The organism is Burkholderia sp. 9120, assembly GCF_000745015.1.
Taxonomy (GTDB): Bacteria; Pseudomonadota; Gammaproteobacteria; order Burkholderiales; family Burkholderiaceae; genus Paraburkholderia.
In genome coordinates this window covers 1391124-1413888 of record NZ_JQNA01000002.1, presented here as the reverse complement: position 1 = coordinate 1413888, position 22765 = coordinate 1391124, and the positions used below count along the sequence as shown (strand labels likewise).

At 64.2% G+C, this 22765-nt stretch carries 19 protein-coding genes; 8 read left to right on the top strand and 11 right to left on the bottom strand.

Features of this window, described 5'->3' with window-relative positions; genetic code table 11:
- The first annotated feature begins 65 nt into the window (after positions 1-65).
- From hemC to FA94_RS14575, 3 genes are read left to right on the top strand one after another with little or no spacing between them, the layout of a single operon-like run.
- The gene (gene hemC, locus FA94_RS14585) at positions 66-1094 is read left to right on the top strand and encodes a hydroxymethylbilane synthase (protein ID WP_035552306.1); all 1029 of its coding nucleotides are present in this window, start codon (positions 66-68) and stop codon (positions 1092-1094) included.
- Positions 1094-3115 carry a fused uroporphyrinogen-III synthase HemD/membrane protein HemX gene (gene hemDX, locus FA94_RS14580; protein ID WP_035552303.1) on the top strand — a complete coding sequence of 674 codons (2022 nt, stop codon included), beginning with the start codon at positions 1094-1096 and terminating at the stop codon, positions 3113-3115. Before hemC ends, hemDX begins: the two co-directional genes overlap by 1 nt.
- 2 nt (positions 3116-3117) lie before the next feature.
- Complete coding sequence (locus tag FA94_RS14575) at positions 3118-4308, top strand: heme biosynthesis protein HemY (RefSeq protein ID WP_035552300.1); 1191 nt, start codon at positions 3118-3120, stop codon at positions 4306-4308.
- A 189-nt stretch (positions 4309-4497) separates the two neighbouring features.
- Here the strand turns inward: FA94_RS14575 and FA94_RS14570 are convergent, their stop codons facing one another.
- The 3 genes from FA94_RS14570 to FA94_RS14560 form a co-directional block, all read right to left on the bottom strand.
- Entirely contained in the window at positions 4498-5817 is a 1320-nt protein-coding gene (locus FA94_RS14570; RefSeq protein ID WP_035552298.1) for an MFS transporter, read from the bottom strand.
- A 119-nt stretch (positions 5818-5936) separates the two neighbouring features.
- A complete protein-coding gene (locus FA94_RS14565; protein ID WP_035552295.1) occupies positions 5937-6695 on the bottom strand; it encodes an SDR family oxidoreductase in 759 nt (252 codons plus the stop codon).
- A gap of 78 nt (positions 6696-6773) precedes the next feature.
- Positions 6774-8213 carry an aldehyde dehydrogenase family protein gene (locus FA94_RS14560; RefSeq protein ID WP_035552292.1) on the bottom strand — a complete coding sequence of 480 codons (1440 nt, stop codon included), beginning with the start codon at positions 8211-8213 and terminating at the stop codon, positions 6774-6776.
- A gap of 288 nt (positions 8214-8501) precedes the next feature.
- On the opposite strand from FA94_RS14560, the gene ppa reads away from it, so the two are divergent.
- Positions 8502-9029 carry an inorganic diphosphatase gene (ppa, locus tag FA94_RS14555; RefSeq protein WP_035552290.1) on the top strand — a complete coding sequence of 176 codons (528 nt, stop codon included), beginning with the start codon at positions 8502-8504 and terminating at the stop codon, positions 9027-9029.
- A 309-nt stretch (positions 9030-9338) separates the two neighbouring features.
- Positions 9339-11453: an FUSC family protein gene (locus FA94_RS14550; RefSeq protein ID WP_035552287.1), complete on the top strand. Its 2115-nt coding sequence runs from the start codon at positions 9339-9341 to the stop codon at positions 11451-11453.
- Positions 11454-11471: 18 nt separating this feature from the next.
- Here the strand turns inward: FA94_RS14550 and FA94_RS14545 are convergent, their stop codons facing one another.
- Together FA94_RS14545 and FA94_RS14540 are read right to left on the bottom strand one after the other, a co-directional pair.
- On the bottom strand, positions 11472-11804 hold the full coding sequence (locus tag FA94_RS14545) for a GIY-YIG nuclease family protein (RefSeq protein WP_035552284.1): 333 nt from the start codon (positions 11802-11804) through the stop codon (positions 11472-11474).
- Positions 11805-11813: 9 nt separating this feature from the next.
- On the bottom strand, positions 11814-12983 hold the full coding sequence (locus tag FA94_RS14540; RefSeq protein ID WP_035562149.1) for a GNAT family N-acetyltransferase: 1170 nt from the start codon (positions 12981-12983) through the stop codon (positions 11814-11816).
- 132 nt (positions 12984-13115) lie between these two features.
- On the opposite strand from FA94_RS14540, the gene FA94_RS14535 reads away from it, so the two are divergent.
- A complete protein-coding gene (locus FA94_RS14535) occupies positions 13116-14816 on the top strand; it encodes an NAD+ synthase (protein ID WP_035562147.1) in 1701 nt (566 codons plus the stop codon).
- Positions 14817-14957: 141 nt separating this feature from the next.
- Positions 14958-15296, top strand: coding sequence for a P-II family nitrogen regulator (gene glnK / locus FA94_RS14530; protein ID WP_006048444.1), 339 nt, complete (start codon positions 14958-14960; stop codon positions 15294-15296).
- Positions 15297-15510: 214 nt separating this feature from the next.
- Here the strand turns inward: glnK and FA94_RS14525 are convergent, their stop codons facing one another.
- The 5 genes from FA94_RS14525 to FA94_RS14505 form a co-directional block, all read right to left on the bottom strand.
- Positions 15511-16620, bottom strand: a complete 1110-nt coding sequence (locus FA94_RS14525) for a porin (RefSeq protein WP_035552281.1) — start codon at positions 16618-16620, stop codon at positions 15511-15513.
- 588 nt (positions 16621-17208) lie between these two features.
- Positions 17209-17988, bottom strand: a complete 780-nt coding sequence (locus FA94_RS14520; protein ID WP_035552278.1) for an ABC transporter ATP-binding protein — start codon at positions 17986-17988, stop codon at positions 17209-17211.
- A 46-nt stretch (positions 17989-18034) separates the two neighbouring features.
- The gene (locus tag FA94_RS14515) at positions 18035-18748 is read right to left on the bottom strand and encodes an ABC transporter permease (RefSeq protein WP_035552274.1); all 714 of its coding nucleotides are present in this window, start codon (positions 18746-18748) and stop codon (positions 18035-18037) included.
- Positions 18745-19434: an ABC transporter permease gene (locus FA94_RS14510; RefSeq protein WP_035552272.1), complete on the bottom strand. Its 690-nt coding sequence runs from the start codon at positions 19432-19434 to the stop codon at positions 18745-18747. Before FA94_RS14510 ends, FA94_RS14515 begins: the two co-directional genes overlap by 4 nt.
- A 413-nt stretch (positions 19435-19847) precedes the next feature.
- A complete protein-coding gene (locus tag FA94_RS14505) occupies positions 19848-20624 on the bottom strand; it encodes an ABC transporter substrate-binding protein (RefSeq protein WP_035552269.1) in 777 nt (258 codons plus the stop codon).
- Between the two features lie 535 nt (positions 20625-21159).
- On the opposite strand from FA94_RS14505, the gene FA94_RS14495 reads away from it, so the two are divergent.
- Complete coding sequence (locus tag FA94_RS14495) at positions 21160-21870, top strand: pirin family protein (protein WP_035552264.1); 711 nt, start codon at positions 21160-21162, stop codon at positions 21868-21870.
- A gap of 166 nt (positions 21871-22036) precedes the next feature.
- Here the strand turns inward: FA94_RS14495 and FA94_RS14490 are convergent, their stop codons facing one another.
- Positions 22037-22564 (bottom strand): Spy/CpxP family protein refolding chaperone, encoded by a 528-nt coding sequence (locus tag FA94_RS14490; RefSeq protein ID WP_035552261.1) that lies wholly within the window; start codon positions 22562-22564, stop codon positions 22037-22039.
- Positions 22565-22765 lie beyond the last annotated feature (201 nt).

Below are 22765 nucleotides of genomic sequence, written 5' to 3'. Positions count from 1 at the left end.
TTGAGACATAAGGGCGCGTGCTAACATTGTTTGTTATTACATCCCGACATTCGATCAGCAAGCTAATGAACACCGAGACGTTTTCTACGCCACCCCACACGCTTGTGATTGCGTCGCGAGAAAGCCGCCTTGCCATGTGGCAGGCGGAGCATGTGCGATGTGCGCTGCACAAATTATATCCATCTTGTGACGTAAAAATCCTCGGAATGACGACACGTGGCGATCAAATTCTCGATCGCACTTTGTCGAAGGTGGGTGGTAAGGGTTTGTTCGTCAAGGAACTGGAGGCCGCACTGGCCGATGGCCGCGCCGACCTCGCCGTGCATTCGCTCAAAGACGTGCCGATGACCTTGCCCGAGGGCTTTGCGTTGTCGACCATCATGGAACGCGAAGATCCGCGCGACGCGCTGGTCTCGAATCAGTACGAGTCACTGGCCGCGTTGCCGGCCGGCGCGGTGGTCGGCACGTCCAGCCTGCGCCGTGAGGCGATGTTGCGCATCCGTTATCCGCATCTCGAAGTGCGGCCGCTGCGCGGCAATCTGGATACGCGCCTGGGCAAGCTCGACCGTGGCGACTACGCAGCGATCATTCTGGCGGCCGCCGGGCTGAAGCGGCTGGGTCTCGCTGAGCGCATCCGTGCGCTGCTCGATCCGGAAGACAGCTTGCCCGCGGCGGGCCAGGGCGCGCTCGGTATCGAGATTCGCGCCGATCGCGTGGACCTCGCGGCATGGCTCGCGCCGTTGCATCACGAACACACGGCGGCGGCCGTCGAAGCGGAGCGCATGGTCTCGCGCGCGCTCGGCGGCAGTTGCGAAGTGCCGCTCGCCGCCTATGCCACATGGCATGACGGCGCGTTGCATCTGCGCGGCATCGTCGCGACGCCCGACGGCCAGCGCGTGTTGAGCGCGCAGGCCTCGGCGCCCGCGCCGACCGTCGAACGCGCAATCGCGCTCGGTCAGCAGGTCGCCGATGAGCTCGAACAGCAAGGCGCGATGGAGATCGTGCGTGCGCTCAGCACGGCCAGCGGTCCCGCTGCCGGCTCGGCAGACAGCGCAAATCCCCACACAACCCCCGGCGCGGTGACCGGCGAGTGATGACGGCCGACTTCTCCGGCAACACCTCGTCCTCCGCCGTCGGCAAGACGGCGTTCACGGTCGTGATTACGCGACCGGCCGGTCAGTCGAGTGAGCTGATCGCGCGGCTCGCCGAGGCCGGCATCGCCACGCTCGATTTCCCGCTGATCGACATCGCACCGGTCACCGATGCCGCGCCGCTGCGCGCGGCGCTCGCTTCGCTCGAACGCTACGCGCTGGTCGTGTTCGTGTCGCCGAACGCAATCGACCAGGCGTTCGCGCACAGTGACGCGATCTGGCCGCATGCGCTGCCGATCGGCGTCGTCGGTCCGGGCAGCGTGCAGGCGCTCGCGCGCCACGGCGTCGCGGCGCCGGCGTACAACGTCATCAGCCCGCCGTCGGGCAACGACGAGGAAACCGCGCGCTTCGATTCCGAAGGTCTGTTCGCGGCGCTCGAAACCGCGCTCGGCGCCACCGGCTTCGAAGGCCAACGCGTGCTGATCGTGCGCGGCGACGGCGGCCGCGAATGGCTCGCTGAACGTCTGCGCGAAGCCGGCGCCGAGGTCGAGACGGTCGCGGCTTACCGGCGTCTGGTGCCCGAACCGTCGATCGGCGGTTGGGCGCGCGTGCACGAACTGCTCGCCGGTTTGCCGCACGCGTGGCTGCTGACCAGTTCCGAAGGCGTGCGCAATCTGCACGAACTCGCGCAAGACCATCTGACTACCGGCGAAATCGCCGCGCTCAAACACGCCACGCTCGTCACGCCGCATCCGCGTATTGCGCAGACCGCGCGGGCATTGGGTTTTGATAGCATGACGGTGTCCGGCGCGGGCGACGACCGGATTGCCCGCGCTCTGCTTGCCGCCGTTCCGACCGTAGTTCAACCGGCACCGTCCAACCCGGCTCATTCACCGGCACAATCACGCATGACTGAAACGACCGCTTCCACGAACGCTTCACCCCAGCCGGCCGCGACCACCGGGTTGCCGCCGAATCCCCCCTTCACGCCCTACGAAGCGCAAAAGCGCCGCAGCGCGAGCGGACCGCTGCTGTGGTTTGTCGTCGTGATCCTTGCCTGTGCGGCGGGCGTGGGCGGCTTTGCGCTCAACCGCAAGGTGGAGCGCGCCGAGCAGCAACTCGCGCAACGCCAGCAGGCCAACGACGCGCAGACCAGCGAGTTGCGCGTCAAGACCGAGCAGGCGCTGGCCACGGTGCATCAATCGGACGCGCAGGTTGCGCAGCTCGAAGGCAAGCTCGCCGACGCGCAAACCGCGCAGCAGGCGTTGCAGCAGCAATACACGGATCTCGCCCGCAATCGCGACGACTGGACCTTCGCCGAAGTCGGGCAGATGCTGTCGGCCGCGAGCCAGCAGTTGCAGCTCACCGGCAACACGCAGCTCGCGCTGTTCGCGCTGCAAAGTGCGGACACGCGTCTGGCCGCGTCGGACAGCCCGCAAGCCGTCACGGTGCGCAAGGCGATCGCGCAAGACATCGACAAGCTGAAGGCCGCGCCGTCCACCGACCTGACCGGTCTCGCCATCAAGCTCGACAACGCGATCGACCAGATCGACAGCCTGCCGCTGTCGGGCGAGTCGCCGATCGCGCATGCCACGCCGAAGGCCGCGACCTGGGCCGACACGGCGAAGGTGGCCGCGGCCACCGGCGAGCCGCGCTGGAAAGTGTGGTGGCGCGAAGTGAGCACCGGCATCGGTCAGCAGTTGACGAGCCTCGTGCAGGTGCGCCGTATCGACAACGCCGACGCGATGCTGATCACGCCCGACCAGGGCTACTTCGTGCGTGAGAATGTGAAGCTGCGCCTGCTGTCGGCGCGTCTCGCGCTGCTGTCGCGCAACCAGACCACGCTGAAATCGGATCTGCAGGCCGCGCAGTCTTCGCTGACGCGCTACTTCGACAACGCGTCGAAGAAGACGCAGACCGTGGAAGATCTGGTCAAGCAGGTGGACGCGGGTTCCGCCGCGGTCGAACTGCCGAATCTGAACACGAGCCTGCAAGCCGTCAATCAATACCGGAACCGAGGTTAATCATGGCGATCCGGGGACTTCTATGGCTCGCGTTGCTGTTCGCCGTCGCGGTGGTGCTGGCGGTGGTCGGGCGCTTCGATATGGGGCAGGTGCTGTTGATCTATCCGCCTTACCGTGTCGACATTTCGTTGAATCTGTTCGTGGTCGGGCTGGTGGTGCTGTTCATCCTGCTGTACGCGCTGCTGCGTATCGTCCGCAATATCTGGCGCATGCCGCAGCGCGTGTCGGCTTACCGCGCGCGTTCGCGCGTCGCCAAGGCGCATGCGGCGTTGCGCGATGCGATCGGCAATCTCTATGCGGGGCGTTTTTCGCGCGCTGAAAAGGCCGCGAAAGATGCGCTCGCCAATGGCGACAACAAGGGCGCGGCCGGTTTGATCGCGGCCACCGCGGCGCACCGCATGCACGAATACGGTCGGCGCGACGAATGGCTCGCGCAGATCGACGAAGCCGACTGGCTCGACGCCCGCCTGATGGCCACCGCCGACATGCGCGCCGACGGCCGCGACGCCGACGGCGCGTTGACCGCGCTGACCGAGATGCAATCGCAGGGCGCGCGGCGTATTCACGCGCAGCAGATCATGTTGCGTGCGCAACAGCAATTGAAGAACTGGGCCGAAGTGCTCAAGCTCGTCAAGACGCTGGAAAAACGCGAGGCGATTCATCCGGCGGTGGCGGTGCGTTTGCGGCAACTCGCGGCGGAAAACCTGCTGCGCGATCGCCGGCATAACGCCGACGCGCTGCTTGAACTGTGGACCTCGCTGTCGGCCACCGAGCGTCATTCGCCGCGTCTCGCCGATCTCGCCGCCGAACTGCTGGTGGCGCTGAACCGTCCGCAGGACGCACGCAAGATCGTCGAGGAAGCGCTGGCGCAGAACTGGGACGCGCGTCTGTTGCGCCGTTATCCGGACACCACTGCGGGCGACGCATTGCCGCTGATCCAGAAGGCCGAAGCCTGGCAGAAGGATCGCCCGGAAGATGCCGACCTGATGTTCGCGCTGGGCCGTTTGTGCCTGCATCAGCAACTGTGGGGCAAGGCGCAATCGTTCCTCGAGCGCGCGTTGAAACTGGCCGACAACGAGACGCTGAAGATTCGCTCGCATCGTGCGCTGGCGCGTTTGCACGAACAGCTTGGCGATTCGGATAAGGCGAGCCAGCATTATCGCGAGAGTTCGCTGGCCATGAACGTGGTGTGAGGTTTGCCTTGGGCGCTGGCTGATTCGGGCCGCGCAGGCAGACAAACAAAAACCCCCGGCGTTGCAGAACGCCGGGGGTTTTTGTTTTTCGTCGATGCGTCGAATCGCCAGATGCTGTGCCGGTCAAGCAGGCAGCGAGCGCAGCACAGCGCTTGCCGCCCAACGCCCGACGTTACGCGACGACCTGCTTCACTTGTTCACCATCCTGGCCGGCACGCTGATCGCGAGCAAACCGCCCAGCACCATGAACGCGGCCAGCATGTACATGCCGGAGTCGTTCGCGGCGGTCGCCTGCTTGAGCCAGCCCACCGCGTACGGGCTCAGAAAGCCCGCCAGATTGCCGATCGAATTGATCATCGCGATGCCGGCCGCCGCGCCCGTGCCGGCGAGGATCGCCGTAGGCAGACTCCAGAACAGCGGCAGCGTGGTCAGAATGCCCATGGTCGCGAGGGTCAGCGCCGCCATGGCGAGCACCGTGTTGTGCGCCCATACGACCGACAGCACCAGCCCGAGCGCGCCCGCGAAGGCCGGCACCGCGATATGCCAGCGCCGCTCGCGGGTGCGGTCCGCGCTGCGCGCCACGAACACCATGGCTACCACCGCCGCCGCGAACGGAATCGCGGACAGCAGGCCGATCATGAACGAGTCGGTCACGCCGGTCGCCTTGATGATGGTCGGCAGCCAGAAGCTCACGCCGTAAAGCCCCATCACGAACGAGAAATACACCAGACTCAGCATCAGCACGCGGCCGCTCGTGAGCACCTGGCGGATCGGCATATCGTGCTTGGTTGCTTCTTCGGCGGAGACCTGGCTTTCGAGCAGTTGCTGTTCTTCGCGCGTCAGCCATCTGGCTTTCGAGATCCGGTCGTCCAGCTTCGCGAACACCAGAATCCCGACGATCACCGACGGCACGCCCTCCAGCAGAAACAGCCACTGCCAGCCATGCCAGCCGTTCGCGCCGTTGAAGTTCTTCAGGATGTAGCCCGACACCGGACCGCCGATCACGCCCGACAGCGCGATCGCCGTCATGAACCAGGTGGTCATGCGGCCGCGCCGGTGCGACGGATACCAGTAGGTGAGGTACAGGATGATGCCGGGGAAGAAGCCCGCTTCGGCGAGACCGAGCAGGAAGCGCATCGCGTAGAACATGGCCGGCGTGGTGACGAACATGGTCAGCATCGAAATGATGCCCCACGACACCATGATCCGCGCGATCCACACGCGTGCGCCGACCTTGTGCAGGATCACGTTGCTGGGAATTTCGAAGATGAAATAGCCGAGGAAGAAAATCCCCGCGCCGAAGCCGTACACGGCGTCGCTCAGGCCGAGGTCGCTGGTCATTTGCAGCTTCGCGAAGCCGACGTTGACGCGGTCCAGATACGCGACCACGTAGCAGAGCATCAGCAGCGGCGCGAGCCGCCACGTGACCTTGCGGTAGGTGGCCTCCTCGAACGTGGAAGGGGGCGCGCCCGCGCCGGGGTGGTGGAGCGGATCTGCAGGACTTGCCATGGTGTCTCCTCTTTTCTTGTGGAATTGAAGTACCGCCTGCGATGGATTCTAGTCGCGCCAGGTGCTTTGGATCACGAATCGATACCGGGGGAAAACACTGAGGCGTCAGCCCGCCGCCGCTACACGCAGCGGCCGCCGTCCACTTCGAGGCACACGCCGGTGATGAACTCGGCTTCGTCCGAAGCCAGATACAGCGCGGCGTTGGCGATGTCCTGCGGCGTCGAAAAGCGTCCGAGCGGAATCCCCGCGAGAAAGCGCTGGCGATTGGCCGGCGTATCTTCGACGCCCATGAACTCCGACAGCAGCGCCGTTTCGCCGATCACCGGATTGATGCAGTTCACCCGAATCCGGTCCGGACCCAGCTCGACGGCGAGCGACTTGCTCGCGATGATCACCGCGCCCTTGCTGCCGTTGTACCAGACGAGACCCGGCCGCGGCCGCACGCCGGCCGTCGACGCGATATTGACGAAGCTGCCGCCGCCTTGCTCGCGGAAATACGGCACGAATTCCTGCACGCTCCAGTAGAGGCTTTTGACGTTCACCGCGTAGACGCGGTCGAACTCGGCTTCGGTGACTTCCATCACGGGTTTGTTGCGATGCGTCGTGCCCGCGTTGTTGACCACGATCTGCACGCTGCCGAAGTCTTCGAGCGCGGCCTCGCGCAGCTTCTGCCAGTCGTCGCGCTGCGCGACGTTGCCCGCCACCGCGATGGCCTTGCCGCCGGCCAGCGCGATTTCGCTCGCCACGCGCTCCGCGGCCGGGCCGTTCAGATCGTTGACCACGACGTTGGCGCCTTCGCGCGCGTAAGTCTTCGCAATGCCCTCGCCGAAACCCGAGCCGCCACCTGTGACGATGGCCGTTTTACCTGTCAACCGCATGATGTCTCCGTTGTTGGTTGTGACTGCAATCAATTCGTCGCTTGCCTGGAACGCCGACCAACCGCCGATCGCCGGCCGCTACCCGTGCCGGATCGCGATGGTCTTCAACACCGTGAAACCGTACAACGCTTCGAAGCCCTTCTCGCGGCCGTGCCCCGAATGCTTGACGCCGCCGAACGGCAATTCCACACCGCCGCCCGCGCCGTAGTTGTTGATGAACACCTGGCCGGAGCGCAGACGTCGCGCGAGACGCATTTGCCGCGCGCCGTCGCGCGTCCAGATGCCGGCCACGAGGCCGTATTGCGTGCCGTTGGCGAGCGCCAGCGCTTCGTCTTCGCCGTTGAAGGACATCGCGGCGAGCACCGGACCGAATACTTCGTCGCGCGCGAGGCGATGGCTCGCGGGTACGTCGCGCAGTAGGGTGGGCGCCTGGTAGAAGCCGCTTTCCGGCGCGTCGGAAATCACTTCGCCTTGCGCCGCCATGGCAATGCCGTCGTGCTGCGCGTCCGACAGAAAGTCCCACACGCGCTGCTGCTGTTTCGCGTTGATCAGCGGCCCGCAGTCGAGGTCGGCCTGCGAAGGGCCGACGCGCAACGCATGGAACGCACCGCTCAGGCGGTCCAGCAAAGGCTCGTAAATGGCGCGGTCGATCAGCACGCGGCTGCCCGCCGAGCAGGTTTGCCCGGCGTTCTGCACGATCGCGGACACCAGCACGGGCAGCGCCGCGTCGAGATCCGCGTCGGCGAAGACGATTTGCGGCGACTTGCCGCCGAGTTCGAGCGTGACGGGCACGTGATTTTCAGCGGCCATTTGCGCGACCGCCTTGCCGGTGTCCGGCAACCCGGTGAACGAAATGTGATCGATGCCGGGATGACGGGCGAGCGCCGCGCCGGCTTCATGGCCGTAGCCGGTGACGATATTCAACGCGCCGGCCGGCAAGCCCGCCTCGGCCGCCAGTTCGGCGACGCGCAGCACTGACAGGCAAGCGTCTTCGGCCGGTTTGACGACGCACGCATTGCCGGTGGCGAGCGCCGCGCCGACGCTGCGGCCGAAAATCTGCATGGGGTAGTTCCACGGCACGATATGGCCGGTCACACCGTGCGGCTCGCGGATGGTCAGCACCGTGTAGCCGGCTTGATAGGGTAGCGTTTCGCCGTGCAGCTTGTCCGCTGCGCCGGCATAGAACTCGAAATAACGGGCGAGGGCGGCCGAATCGGCGCGTGCCTGCTTGAGCGGCTTGCCGGTGTCGCGCGCTTCGAGTTGCGCCAGTTCTTCCTGATGCGCCGCGACCAGCATGGACAGCCGGTACAGCACGCGGCCGCGTTCGGCGGCGCTGGCCGCGCCCCATGCGCCTTCGAACGCGCGGCGGGCGGCCTGCACGGCGGCCTCGATATCCGCCGCGGTGCCGCGCGCCAACTGGGTGAACGGCTGGCCGTCCGACGGATCGAGCACGGCGATCGTCTCGCCGCCTGAAGCGGCGCGCCACTCGCCGCCGATGAAGTGTCGGGCTTCTTCCATGCAGACTCCTTGAGGTGACACGCAGCGCCACGCAAGTGCGGGCGGTGACGTGCTGTTCACAAACGAGAGGCACAATCGAACGACGCCGGATGATTATCGCGCCGATCCTCGCCGAGGCGCCATCGGCCGATTGGCTATAATGGCGCATTCCGCACTGTCCGGCCGCAACTGCCGCGGCCCGCGGCGATGTCGAGGCGGCAGCGGCGATTCGAGTCGTCACGCTTCACACCGTCCGGGCGCATGCACTGCGCGCCGTGTTCCGAATTCCATCCTGATCAGAGAGCGCTCATGAGCTTCAATCACGTCCCCGCGGGCAAAGACCTGCCGCAAGATTTCAACGTCATCATCGAAATCCCGGCGCAAAGCGATCCGGTGAAGTACGAGGCCGATAAGGATCTGGGCCTGCTGGTCGTCGACCGTTTCATCGGCACCGGCATGCGCTATCCGGCCAACTACGGCTTCATTCCGCAAACCCTGTCGGGCGACGGCGACCCGGTCGACGTGCTGGTGATCACGCCGTTCCCGCTGCTTGCCGGCTCGGTGGTTCGCGCGCGCGCGCTCGGCATGCTGCAAATGACCGACGAATCGGGCGTGGACGCGAAGCTGGTTGCCGTCGCGCACGACAAGATCTGCCCGATGACCGCCGACCTGAAGTCGATCGACGACGTTCCGGCGTACCTGAAAGACCAGATCAAGCACTTCTTCGAGCAATACAAGGCGCTCGAGAAAGGCAAGTGGGTGAAGGTCGAGGGCTGGGCGGGCATCGAAGCCGCGCACAAGGAAATCACGGAAGGCGTGGCGAACTTCAAGAAGTAAATCGCCTGTTGCCAACCGGTCGATCGGTCCGTTGTGACCGATCGGCGGCACCGAGCTAAAAAAAACCGCGCGAGCCCGCCAGGGCCGCGCGGTTTTTTCATGGGCTTTTCAAGCCGATCGCATACGGTTCTAGAGACTGCGGGCGCATAGCCTGCGTGCATCGTCAGGATGAACCGAAGCCATTTTTATAGTTAGGTGTAAACCCGTATTATTTGCCGCTTGCCGGCGTTCGTCGTTAGTTCGTCGTTAGTTCGTCGCTATTTCGTCATTAGCCAGATCAACGCGCGTTTTTAGGAGCACACCGTCCGGATGCTGAATCGCAAGTCCAACCCGTCGTCATCCTCGTGGCCGCAACGCTGGTCGAGCGGGCTCTACGCTGTCGGCACCGCGATCTACCGCAAGCGGCCGGTATGGATGGTGTCGTTCGCGACGAGCGAGGCCAGTCTGTCGGAGGGCTTGAGGGCGGCCTGTGCGTCGACCGCGATGCTCGCGCTCGGCAATCTGCTGCACGAGCCGGCGTTCGCGTGGGCCGCGATCGGCGCGTTCTGGACCTGCCTCGCCGACGCGGGCGGCTCGAACCGCGCGCGCTTCGCTTCGATGATGGGCTTCGCGCTGCTGTCCACGCTGTGCGGCGGCCTCACCGCGCTCGCCTCCAGCGCGGGCACGCTGTGCGCGGCGATCGCGCTGCTGCTGTTCACGAGCCTCGGCGCGTTCGGCCGGATCTGGGGCGCGGCCGCCTCGCAAGTAACGATTCTGGCCGCGACCGCCTGCGTCGTGATGGTCGACCGGCCAATGCACGATCGGCGCGCCGGCCTCGCGTTTCTCGGCGTCTATCTGATCGGCTGCCTGTTCGCGGTGGGGTTGAGTCTGACCGTCTGGCGGATTCATCCGTTCGGCGCGAGCCGCGCGTCGCTGCGTACCGTTTATCTGCGGCTCGCGGACATCGCGCTGGATAGCGCGCGTCTGCTCGAACGCCATGCACCGCCGAGCGAATGGGCCACGCATGCCGCGAAATTCCGCGCCGATGCGCGCGCTGCACTCGAACGCTCGCGCAAGATCCTGGCGAAGGTGCCGGCCTCGAGAACGGGCGGGCGCGACACCTACGACACGCTGCTCGCGTTGCTGACCGACGGCGAAGCCTTGTTCGCGTATCTGATCGCCGTGTCGGGCGCGTGCGAACGGGTGCCGGACGACGCCTGGCGCGTGCGCCGCGCGTCCAGATTGCTGACGGCGATCGGCAACGTTCTGCGCGGCACCGGCACGGCCGCCGGCGACGCGCAATGGCAGCACCTCGCCCGTTTGCAGCTACGCTTGCGACGTCTGGCCGGGCGCCTCGAAACCGCCTTGCTGGAACCGGTGAAGCTGCAGTCCGGCTTCGAACTGGTCGATTTCGCGCCGGCCTTCGCCGAGCCCGAAACCTGGCAGGCCAGCGCGCTGCGGCTGTCGACGCGAATCATGGCGACGCTCAAAGCGAACCTGTCGATCGAATCGGTCGGCTTGCGTCACGCGGCGCGCGTCGGCGTGACCACCACCACGGGCTTTCTCGTGATCCGCGCGCTCGGGCTGCCGTTCGGCTACTGGGCCACCATGGCGACGCTGCTGATCCTGCAACCGTCGATCGCCGCGACCTGGCCGCGCAGTATCGAGCGCGTGGCGGGCAGTATTGTCGGCGGCGTGCTGGCGGCGGGAATCGGTTACGCGATCCATTCGCCGCTCGGCATTTCGCTCGCGGTGTTTCCGCTGGTGATGGCGACCATGGCGCTGCGTCCGGTCAGCTACAGCCTGTTCGTGCTGTTCCTGACGCCGACCTTCGTGCTGGTCGCCGACTTCGCGACGCCGGGCGCCAGCGAATTCGCGTACGCGCTCACGCGGCTCGGCAACAACGTGCTCGGCTGCGTGCTGGCGCTGCTGGCCACGTTCTATCTGTGGCCGACCCGCGAAAAATCCGACTACCGCGCGTATCTGAACGACGCGGTGCGCGCCAATCTCGCGTATCTGCGGGCCGCGCTGACATTGGCTGGACAGAGCGATAAGGACATGGAGCGCTTGCGCCGGGCCGCGGGCCTGTCCAGCAATAACGCGGAGGAGGCCGTCGGGCGGATTCGATTGGAGAAGCTCGAAGACTCGATGGTCGATACGGTCACGCTGACCGTGCTCAGCCTGTTGCGCAGAATGGCCGGGACCGCGACGCAATTGCGGCTCAGCACGAACCGGCGCGATACGGCGGATACGCACGACGAACTCGGCGAGTGGGCGGACAGCGTGAGCGCGGAGATCGACGCCGCGTTGAACCGGACATTGCGACCGGTTCGCCACGAACTGCCGGCGCGGGATGGGTTGACCTCATTGGAAGCCGACGCGGTGGGACAGCTTGCCTTGATGCAGCGACTGTTGACGGAGCGGATGCGGGAAGCGCGGGGGTAGGGCAATCGGTGCGCCGTTTCAGGACGCGCTGTCTTCCGCTTCGCTTTCTTCCACGGCCTCGATCACCGGCACCACCGGCGCCACAGGCACCACCGACTCCAGCGTACGCACTCCCGCCGCGAGCGCCCGCTTCTCCGGCGGCGCCAGCCGCTTGACCCAATACTCGGCGCGCGACGCGCTCGACCGGTCCGCCAGCTCGAACGACGCCAGCACCTGCACCGGCTTGCGCGAACGCGTATAACGCGCGCCCATGCCGCTCACGTGTTTGTCGAAACGCGCCTGCACGTCGGTGGCAATGCCGGTATAGACGCTGCCGTCCGAACATTCGAGCAGATAAAGAAACCACGCCATAAATGCGCTTCAGCCTTTGAACGGATTGTGTTCGCGCAGCTCATCCACATACGCGTGGATGCTGTTCTTTTCGTTGTCGAGGAAATGGCCGACCGCATCGGCAAAAGCCGGATGCGCGAGCCAGTGCGCCGAGCGCGTGACCGTGGGCAGAAAGCCGCGCGCCATCTTGTGCTCGCCCTGGGCGCCACCTTCGAACGCGCCGAGCTTTTCTTCGATGCAGAACTCCAGCGGCTGGTAGTAGGCCGTCTCGAAGTGCAGGCACGGCACATGTTCGAGCGCGCCCCAGTAGCGGCCGTACAGCGTGCCGCCGGTTTTGGCGTCGCGCTGATACACCACGAGCGAACTGGCGATCGGCTTGCCTTCGTATTCGGCGATCACGAGCAGCAGGTTCTCGGGCATCGACGCGCCGATCATGCGGAAGAAATCGAGGTTCAGATACGGACTCGAAAAGTGCTCGCGATAGGTCTGCCGATAACACTTGCTGAAGAAGCGCCAGTCCGCGTCCTGAATGTCTTCGCCGCGAATCCGCCGCATCGTCACGCCGGCTTCCTGCACCTTGCGACGCTCGGCGCGAATGTTCTTGCGCTTCTTCTGTTCGAGCGTCGACAGGAAATCCTCGAAGTCGCGATAGCCGTCGTTCAGCCAATGAAACTGCACGCCTTCGCGCTGCATCATGCCCATGTCGGTCAGCGCGGCGCCTTCCGCTTCAGTCGGAAACAGCACGTGCAAGGACGACACGTCGGCCTGCTCGGCGAACGCCATCAAGGTGGCCGCGAGATGCCGCAATGCATGCGGATCCGCCGACAACAGGCGGTTGCCCTGCACGGGCGTGAACGGCACCGCGCACAGCAGCTTCGGGTAATACGGCAAGCCGTTGCGTTTGTACGCGTCGGCCCACGCCCAGTCGAACACGTACTCGCCGTACGAGTGCCCCTTCAGATACACCGGCGCGGCGGCCGCGAGCTTATCCGTGCGCGGATCGGTGAGCGTGACGAATTGCGGCGCCCAGCCGGTATCGGCGACCGCGCAGCGGGTCGCGTGCAGCGCGCTCAGAAACTCGTGCCGCAGAAACGGCGTGGGTTGCGATTGTTGCGCGAGTAGCGCGTTCCATTCAGCGGCGTCTACCTCGGAGGGCGACGCCAGAATGCCCGTGCGATAATCAAAGCGTTCCTGGTTCAATCTGTGTGACTGTTCCCAATGAACCGCGCGGTGCCGATGCACTACGCCGTTCGTTTATCCGATTTGTCCGTTGCCGTCGAGCTGACCAGCCGCGGTACTCGCAAGCCGTCCGGCTTGCCTGTCGATCCTGCCATGAAGACCCGAATCGCTCTTGCTCAAATCAATGTCACTGTCGGCGACTTCGCCGGCAACGTCGCGAAGATTGTCGCTGCCGCGCGCGCCGCGCACAACGATGGTGCGAAGCTGCTGATCGCGCCTGAACTCGCGCTATCGGGCTATCCGCCCGAAGATCTGCTGCTGCGTCCCGCGTTCTATACCGCAAGCGCCGAGGCGCTGGCCGATCTCGCCACGCAGTTGAAGCCGTTCGCCGGCTTGCATGTGCTGGTCGGTCATCCGCTGCGCGAGGTTGCCCACAGCACAGCGCACGGCCATGGTAATGCAAACGCGCCGATCGAGCGCGGCGTGCCGCCGGTCGATACGTTCAACGCGGCCTCGCTGATCGTCGGCGGAGACGTGGTCGGCACGTATCGCAAGCAGGATCTGCCCAATACCGAGGTGTTCGACGAGAAGCGCTACTTCGCGTCCGACCCGCAGCCGTTCGTGTTCGAACTGGACGGCGTGAAGTACGGCGTGGTGATCTGCGAAGACGCATGGCATGCGTCGGCGGCGCAAATGGCGAAAGCGGCGGGCGCGCAAGTGCTGCTGATTCCGAACGGCTCGCCGTATCACCTGAACAAGGAAGCGGTGCGCTTCGACATTCTGCGCGCGCGGATTCGCGAAACCGGTTTGCCGATGGTCTACGTGAACATGGTCGGCGCGCAGGACGAACTGGTGTTCGACGGCGGCTCGTTCGTGCTCGATGCCGACGGTGCGTTAGTGGCCAAGATGGCGCAGTTCGAAGAGGCGACCGCGATCGTCGAATTCGAGGGCGGCCGGCCATTGAGTACGGCGGTCGCGCCGGAGCTGTCGCTCGAAGCGCAGGTCTATGCCGCGCTCGTGATGGGCGTGCGCGACTACATCAACAAGAACGGTTTCCCGGGCGCGTTGATCGGCCTGTCGGGCGGCGTGGATTCGGCGCTCGTGCTGGCCGTCGCGTGCGACGCGCTCGGCGCCGACCGGGTGCGCGCGGTGATGATGCCGTCGCGCTACACGGCGGACATCTCCACGACCGACGCCGCCGAGATGGCACGCCGCGTCGGTGTGCGCTACGACGAAATCGCGATCGCGCCGATGTTCGACGCGTTCCGCGGTTCGCTCGCCGAAGAGTTCGCCGGCCGCGCCGAAGACGCCACCGAAGAAAATATCCAGGCCCGTATTCGCGGCACGCTGCTGATGGCGCTGTCGAACAAGTTCGGTTCGATCGTGCTGACCACCGGCAACAAGAGCGAGATGGCGGTGGGCTACTGCACGTTGTACGGCGACATGGCCGGCGGCTTCGCGGTGATCAAAGACATTGCCAAAACGCTGGTCTACAAGCTGTGCCACTACCGCAACCAGGCCACCACATTCACGAAGCGCGACGTGATTCCCGAGCGGATTCTGACGCGCGCGCCGTCGGCGGAACTGCGCGACAACCAGACCGACCAGGACAGCTTGCCCGAGTACGACGTGCTCGACGCGATCATGCGCATGTACATGGAAGAGGACCGCTCGCTCGCCGAAATCATCGCCGCGGGTTATGCAGTCGACGACGTGAAACGCGTCACGCGTCTGATCAAGATCAACGAATACAAGCGTCGCCAGGCGCCGATCGGCATTCGCGTCACGCATCGCGCGTTCGGTCGCGACTGGCGTTATCCGATCACGTCGCGCTACACCGAACCGGTGGAGTGAGCGGTAGCGAACCATCGCGGCACGCTTGTCCTCAAGCTAAACCTGAAGCACGCGCCGGATTGCCGCAACGCATCCGGCGCGGCGTAGAATCAAAATCATCCCTTTTCCTTTCACTCTTCCAATCACGAGACGAGGTTCGCCATGAAGCGCATCACCGCAGTCATCAAACCGTTCAAACTCGACGAAGTGCGCGAGGCGCTCGCTGAAGTCGGCCTCACGGGTCTGACCGTGACCGAGGTCAAAGGCTTTGGCCGTCAGAAAGGTCATACCGAGCTCTATCGTGGTGCAGAGTACGTGGTCGACTTTCTGCCGAAGGTGAAGATCGAAGTCGTGGTCGCGGACAATCAGTGCGACCAGGTGATCGACGCGATCATCGGCGCGGCGCGCACCGGCAAGATCGGCGACGGCAAGATTTTCGTCGCGGACGTGGAGCGTGTGATCCGGATTCGCACCGGCGAAGAAAACGAAGCGGCGGTTTGATCGCGCGTTCGAGTTCGCAGCGGTCGCCACGCGGTCCGCGAATGCACCGCAGCGGTGCGCCGGGGCCGAGGCAAAAGCGCGCCCAGAAATAAAAAACGGTGCGATACCCTTTCGGACATCGCACCGATACGCGCCTCTCGCAGCAGCGTGAAAAAGATTCTCTTGAAGACTGTCTGACTTCGCCCCGAAGAATGTCCCCCGGGGCGCCGTTCGTTTAGAACGAGTGTTGAATACCTGCGTACACACCCGATTGCTGGTGACCCGGCAGCGGGTTGTCGTTGAAGCCGCCGCCCGTCGTCGGGCCGCCTGCGCCTGCCGAGTTCGCTTCGAGACCGAAGTTGGCGGTCTTGCTGTTACGCACGGTCGCGACCTGGATGTCCAGCAGCGTCCGCTTGGACAGGTTGTACGAACCGCCCAGCGTGTAGATCGTTGCGTTGCCACCGCCGTTGTTGGCGTTCACGTGATAGACCGCACCGATAAGCGCAGCTGCCGGCGTAGCTTGCCACGTCACACCACCCCATTCGTGATCGAGGGTGGTCGGCGTGCCGTACGCGACGCCAGTCACGCCAGCCGTGCGCACTGCCTGGAACGCGCCCTGAATCTTGAACTGGCCGAGGAAAACGTTGGCTGCGCCCGTGTATTCACGCGAGAAGTTGAACGGGTCGCCGAGACTGCCGTTGGCCGGGTTGCGGATTTCGTCGTACATGCCGCGCAACTGGAACAGCGAGGACGTGTAGGTGACCTGTGCACCAGCTTCGCGACCTTGGGCCGTCGTGCCGTTACCGTTCCAGCTCGTTGCGTTCGACAGCGCGTATTGACCGTAGAAGTCAAAGCCCGCGATCTTCGGCGACTGGTACGCGAAGTTGTTGCTCGATTGCGGCCAGTTGCGGCCACGCACCAGCGACGCCGACGACCAGTTCGATTGACCGAACGGGTCGAAGTCCCACACGCCGTTCGAGATGTACAGCATGCGGCCCATCGTGAAGGTACCGTACGCGTCGTTCGACAGGCCGACCGTTGCCCAACGATTGAAGAGACCGCCACCGCCAGGGCCTGCGCCGGTCATGGTGTTGAAGGAGCCTTCCAACTGGAACAGAACCTTGTTGCCGCCACCGATGTCCTCAACGCCCTTCATACCCCACAGGCTGGTACCCCAGTCGCCGCTTTCTGCCTTGAAACGGTTCGTCGATCCGCCATTGCCGTTCGACAGGCCGCTCATGTACTCCAGGCCTGCATCCAGGCGGCCGTACAGCGTGACGCTGCTTTGGGCGTGCGCAATAACACCGGCCGACATCAGCGCCGCGGCGAGCAAAGCTTTCTTCATCTTCTCCTCCATACCCTGTCAAATAGTGAAACCCAGTACTGCGAATGGTGTTCGGACGCAAATGCGCCGAACAGAAATCGGTACCAGGGAGATTGGCGGGTGGATTGGGTCTCCTGCCGTGACGTGTAGCCTGGGGCTATCTGGTCGTCATGCCGATCCCTCGCCGACCGGTTCTCCTCTGTGCTTTTGAAGTGAAACTACTTTTAATCAACTTTGTTTTGCTACTTTGGTTACTAATTTATCAAAAATACACTTCGCTGGGAGAAGAAATTAGTACCCGCCACGACCGATGTCTCCAAATTGCAATAAGAATGTGCGCAATGACCCTTTGCGACACCTTCGAAAAAGGCGGAAACCCTTACGCGACAAGGGAATCACGGATCGGCGGCAACAACGTTAAGGATTGCCACTATTGACGCTTGAAAAGCAGCAGAGTAGGGCGAAAAGAGGGGGTGGGGGACGGTTGAAAGTGGGATTTCGCGGCCAAAACAGCCCAAATGCGCAGTTCAGCGAAACAAAAAGGGCGCTCGTAAGCGCCCTGTAATGCTACTTTGACTACAGCCCAAATGATGGGCTATTCGACGGTGTTTATTTGAGGCTGCCGGACAGGAACTGTTTGAGGCGTTCGCTGCGGGTGTTTTTGAACACCTCGTCGGGATGGCCTTCTTCTTCCACGCGTCCCTGGTGCAGGAACATCACGTGATTCGAGACGTTGCGGGCGAACGCCATTTCGTGCGTCACGACGATCATCGTGCGGCCTTCTTCGGCGAGCGTCTGCATCACCTTGAGCACTTCGCCGACCAGTTCGGGATCGAGCGCGGAGGTCGGTTCGTCGAACAGCATCACGTCCGGATGCATGGCCAGCGCCCGCGCAATCGCCACGCGTTGTTGCTGGCCGCCCGACAGATGCGACGGATACTGTTTCTCGAGACGCGGCGCGAGGCCCACTTTCTCCAGATACTCGCGGGCGCGTTCTTCGGCTTCCTTGCGCTTCAGACCCAGCACGTTGATCGGCGCTTCGACGATGTTCTCGAGCACGTTCATGTGCGACCACAGGTTGAAGTGCTGGAACACCATCGACAGACGGGTGCGCACGCGCTGCAACTGCTTCGGGTCGGACACGCGCAGCGCGCCGTTCTTGGCGAGCTGGGTCCGCACTTCCTCGCCGTCGACGAAGATGCGGCCCGAGTTCGGCTGTTCGAGAAAGTTGATGCAGCGGAGCATCGTGCTCTTGCCCGAACCGGACGAGCCGATCACGCTGATCACGTCGCCGGCATTGGCCTTCAGCGACACGCCCTTGAGGACTTCGTTGTCGCCGTACTGTTTGTGAAGCTCGTCGACGAAGAGCTTCTGCTTCTTGGTGTTCATCAGGATCCTTGAGCGTGCTGGCTGGCTGAGGGCGCGTTGCCCCGGGTTACTTGCCTTGCGGCCGCAGATACGCGAGCCAGCGGCGCTCGGCGCGGCGGAACAGCCACACGAGCGCGAAAGAAATGCACAGATAGAGCAGGGCGGCGAGGCCGAATGCGTTGAACGACTGATACGTCGCGGAGTTCACGTCGCGAGCGATCTTGAGGATGTCCGGCACGGTCGCGGTGAAGGCGACGGTGGTGGCGTGCAGCATCAGGATCACTTCGTTGCTGTAGTACGGCAGCGCGCGGCGCAGTGCCGACGGCAGAATCACGCGCCGGTACAGCGTGAACGACGACATGCCGTACGCGCGAGCCGCTTCGATCTCGCCGTATGGCGTCGCCTTGATCGCGCCGGCGAAAATCTCGGTGGTGTACGCGCAGGTGTTCAGCGTGAAGGCGAGCAGCGTGCAATGCATGCCGTCGCGGAAGAACGCGTTGGTGAGTTCGTGACTGCGCACGATCTCGAGGCTATACAAGCCGGTGTAGCAGAGCAGTAGTTGCACGTACAACGGTGTGCCGCGGAACACGTACGTATAGAGCCAAACGATGCCGCGCAGCCATTTCTTCTTCGACACGCGCGCTACCGCGAGCGGAATCGACAGGCAGAAGCCCAGCCCGATCGACACCACCAGCAGCCACAAAGTGATCGCCACGCCGGTGAGGCGGTAGCCGTCGGTATAGAGATAGTTGCGCCAGTATTCCTGAATGATCTCGATCATAGATCCGCCTTTCGCACGCCGGTCGAGTAACGCTTTTCGAGGTACATCAGCACGAAGTTGGACACTGTGGTGATGACGAGATAGATCGCCCCCGCGAGCAGGGTGAAGAAGAAGAACCGCAGCGTGCCCTTGCCGGCGTCCTGCGACGCCTTGACGACGTCGGCGAGACCGATGATCGACACCAGCGCCGTGGCCTTGACCATCACCTGCCAGTTATTGCCGATGCCGGGCAGCGCGAACCGCATCATCTGCGGGAACATGACGCGCGTGAACACCTGCCAGCCGGTCATGCCGTAGGCCGCGCCCGCTTCGAGCTGGCCGCGCGGCACCGCGAGAAACGCGCCGCGGAAGGTTTCGGTGAAGTACGCGCCGTAGATGAAGCCGAGCACCGCGACGCCGGCCACGAACGGATCGATATCGATCTGATCCCAGCCGAGCAGGTCGGTGAGGTTGTTCAGCCAGATCTGGATGCTATAGAACAGCAGCAGCATCAGCACCAGATCGGGCACACCGCGCACGAGCGTCGTGTAGACGGTGCCGACGCCCTGGGAGAAGCGGTTCCTGGACAGTTTCGCCGCCGCGCCGAGCAGGCCCAGCACAAAAGCGAACGCCAGCGACAACACCGCCAGTTTGACGGTTTGCCAGGTGCCGTTAAGAAGCAGCGGGCCGTAGCCTTGAAGGTACATAGGGGGTCCTTGACGATGTGCTTGTGACACACCGCGAAAGACGCGGCCAGCTCCGCACCGCGTTTGCCGCGAGCCCGGGGCTCGCCGCGACCGGCGGCGCACAGCGCACCGCTGTGCAAATCATGACTGCATGACCGTTGCCGGACTTGCAGCGCGCTTTTCGACTCTCGTGATGAAAACTGCCTGTGAAGCTACTGCGGGTGACGCTACTGCCGGATGACTGCCTGAAGCGGGTCGCCGACTGCCGACGACTGTATTACGAAGCCCGGGGAAAGCCCATGCGGGCGAGCCCCGAGAAGCGCGGGTGTTGCGTGAGGCGGTTTGACTGCGGCTGGACATGTGCGGTGAGCGGGACGATGCCGCGGTTGCGGTTTGACCCGGCGCCCCGCGTGGTGCCCAGCTCAGCGCCCAGCTTAATGTCCTGGATAAATATCGACGTCGAAGTACTGCTTCTCCAGCTTCCTGAACGTGCCGTCCTGGTGAACCTGCGCCAGCGCCTTGTTGAACATCGCCTTCAGATCGGTATCTTCCTTGCGCAGGCCGATGGCGGTGCCTTCGCCGATCGTCTTCGGGTCCTTAACGTCCGGTCCGGCCCAGCCAAAGCCCTTGCCGCGCGGCGTCTTGAGGAAGCCCGCGTCGGCCTGGATTTCGTCTTGCAGCGTCGCGTCGAGGCGGCCCGAGGCGAGGTCGGCGTACACCTGATCCTGGTTCTGATAGGGCACCACGGTCACGCCTTTGGGTTCCCACCACGCTTTGGCGTACGCTTCCTGAGTCGAACCCTGTTCGACGCCGACGCGTTTGCCTTTCAGCGATTCAGGCGTCGGCAGCAGCGGCGAGCCGGTTTTGGCGATCATGCGGGCCGGTGCGTCGAACAGCTTGTCGGAGAAGTCGATCTGCTCGCGACGCTTGTCCGTGACGGTCAGCGACGACACGATCGCATCGTATTTCTTGCCCTTCAACGCCGGAATGATGCCGTCGAGATCCTGCTGGATCCACACGCACCTGACGTTCATCCGCGCGCACAGCGCATGAGTCAGATCGGCGTCGAAGCCGACAACCTGGCCGCTCGGCGCCACCGATTCGAACGGCGGGTAGCTGGCGTCGACCCCGATGCGCACGGTCTTCCATTCCTTCGCCATCGCGCTGGTGGCCATGACCGCAAGCGCCACGCACAGTGCGAACTTCTTCATGTTTCTCCTGGATCAAACTGATCGTCGTGGTGCTTCGATCCCGACGAACGCCGGCTCGTGGCCGGCCGTCGCTATTCTAGGCGGTCAAAATTGTCGCGCCGCGCGGGATCGGGGATCGGTTCGCGGGCTGCGTTTTCAGACGGGGCGGCGGAGCCGCTGCGGCTTGGCGCGCTCTTGCGACCCGGCTGTCAGGCCCGGCCGGCGTGCCTTCGGCACCCACGTGTCTTGAAAAGGGCGGTATTTTACCCGAACAGGGACGCGGCGCCAGTGCGGCGCGCCGGGGTCGGCCACTCGGCGGACCAGCCGTTGTGCGAGCGCGACGTTGCCCGGCGCGGCGGGCTCAGCTCGCGGCCGCGCGCGCGTCGTGCGCGGCGGTTCGGCCGCTCGTTGCGCCGTCGGCCCGAACCGCCGCACGCGCCCACGGGCTTCGATTGCATGGATTTGTGGAACGATCCGGTGCGCCCGTGCCGATTGTGTAGCGCGCCGTGCGCCCCTACATTGAGTACATCGCTAATTACTCACCGGGAGTCCTTCCATGATCGAGATCCGCCGTTCCGAAGAACGCGGCCACGCCAACCACGGCTGGCTCGACTCGTATCACAGCTTCTCTTTCGCCGACTATCGCGATCCGCAACACGTGCATTTCGGCCCGCTGCGGGTCATCAACGAAGACCGCATTGCCGGTGGCCAGGGCTTCGGCACGCATGGCCATCGCGATATGGAGATCGTCACGTACGTGCTGGACGGCGCGCTGGCGCACCGCGACAGCATGGGCAACGGCTCGACCATCCGTCCGGGCGACGTGCAGCGCATGAGCGCCGGCACGGGCGTGCAGCATAGCGAGTACAACGCGTCGCAGGAGGACGCCGCGCATCTGTTGCAGATCTGGGTGATTCCGCAACGCACGGGCGACGTCCCCAGCTACGAGGAAAAACGTTTCGTCGACGCCGACAAGCGCGGCCGTCTGCGCGTCGTCGCGTCGCCCGATGGCCGCGACGGTTCGGTGACGATCCACGCGGACGCCTCGATCTACGCGGCGCTGATCGACGGTGCGGAACAGGCGACGTTGACGTTGCCGGCGGGGCGTCTCGCGTATGTGCATGTAGCGCGCGGCGCGCTGACGGTGAACGGCGAAGCGCTCCATGCGGGCGACGCAGCCAAGCTCAGCGAGATCGACACGGTGACGCTGGAGAAGGGCGAAGACGCTGAAGTGCTGCTGTTCGATCTCGGGCCGCTGAACGGATGATGGGCCTGGCGTTCGAGCGTCTGCTTCGTTGGGCGCCTGAACGCCGCCGCGCCTGAACTGGAGGGCGGCGCGCCCCACCAAACAGAAACGCCACGGAAAATTTCCGTGGCGTTTTTGCATCCGGAAGGCGGCGGCAGCCGCCCCCTTCCGCCTACACTGCGGCTCATTACTGATTCGCAGCCGGCGCCGACGCTGCGCCCTTGTGATGTTCCCAACCCTCGCGCATCTTGTCGTGACGCGCTTCCATCCTGGCAAAGCGCTGCTTCAGCGCCGTGCTGACGGTGGTTTTCTGCTGATCGTTCAGGCCGTTGTAGAACGACAGCCACGCGTCGGAGGTTTGCTGACGCAGTTGCGCATCTTTCTGCTCGACCTGCTGATGCGCGGCGGACATTGCGTTCAGATCCAGGATCGGCTGTTGCTGCGCGGCCTTGAACTGATCTTTGATCTGCTCGTGGTTGGCGCGCATTGCCTCATGGTTCTGCTTCATTGTGTTGAGCGCGGCTTGCCACTGCTTTTCCTGATCCGCGTTGAGCTTCAACTGGTCGTGCAGCTGCGTGAGTTGCTTCATGAAACCGGCGTGCCAGCCGCCGGGGCCGCCGTGACCGGCGGGTTGGGCTGCATAGGCTGCGCCCGCGCCGATGGCGAGAGCAGTGGCGGCAACGGCGAGAACGCGCGACATCTTTTTGGTGGACATGTAAGGCTCCTTGTAATGGAATAGCCGACGATGCAACCGATAAACGTGGACGGCCTGCATTCGGTAAGACACAGCGTAGAGAACTGCGTCGTGCGCTGTGTTACGTGGCTTGATTCGGCTATTACGGGTCATTACGGGTGGCTTTCACCGTAACACCCGGTAACCCTTGAAGGCCGTCCGGAAACGAAAACCCTTTCAGCT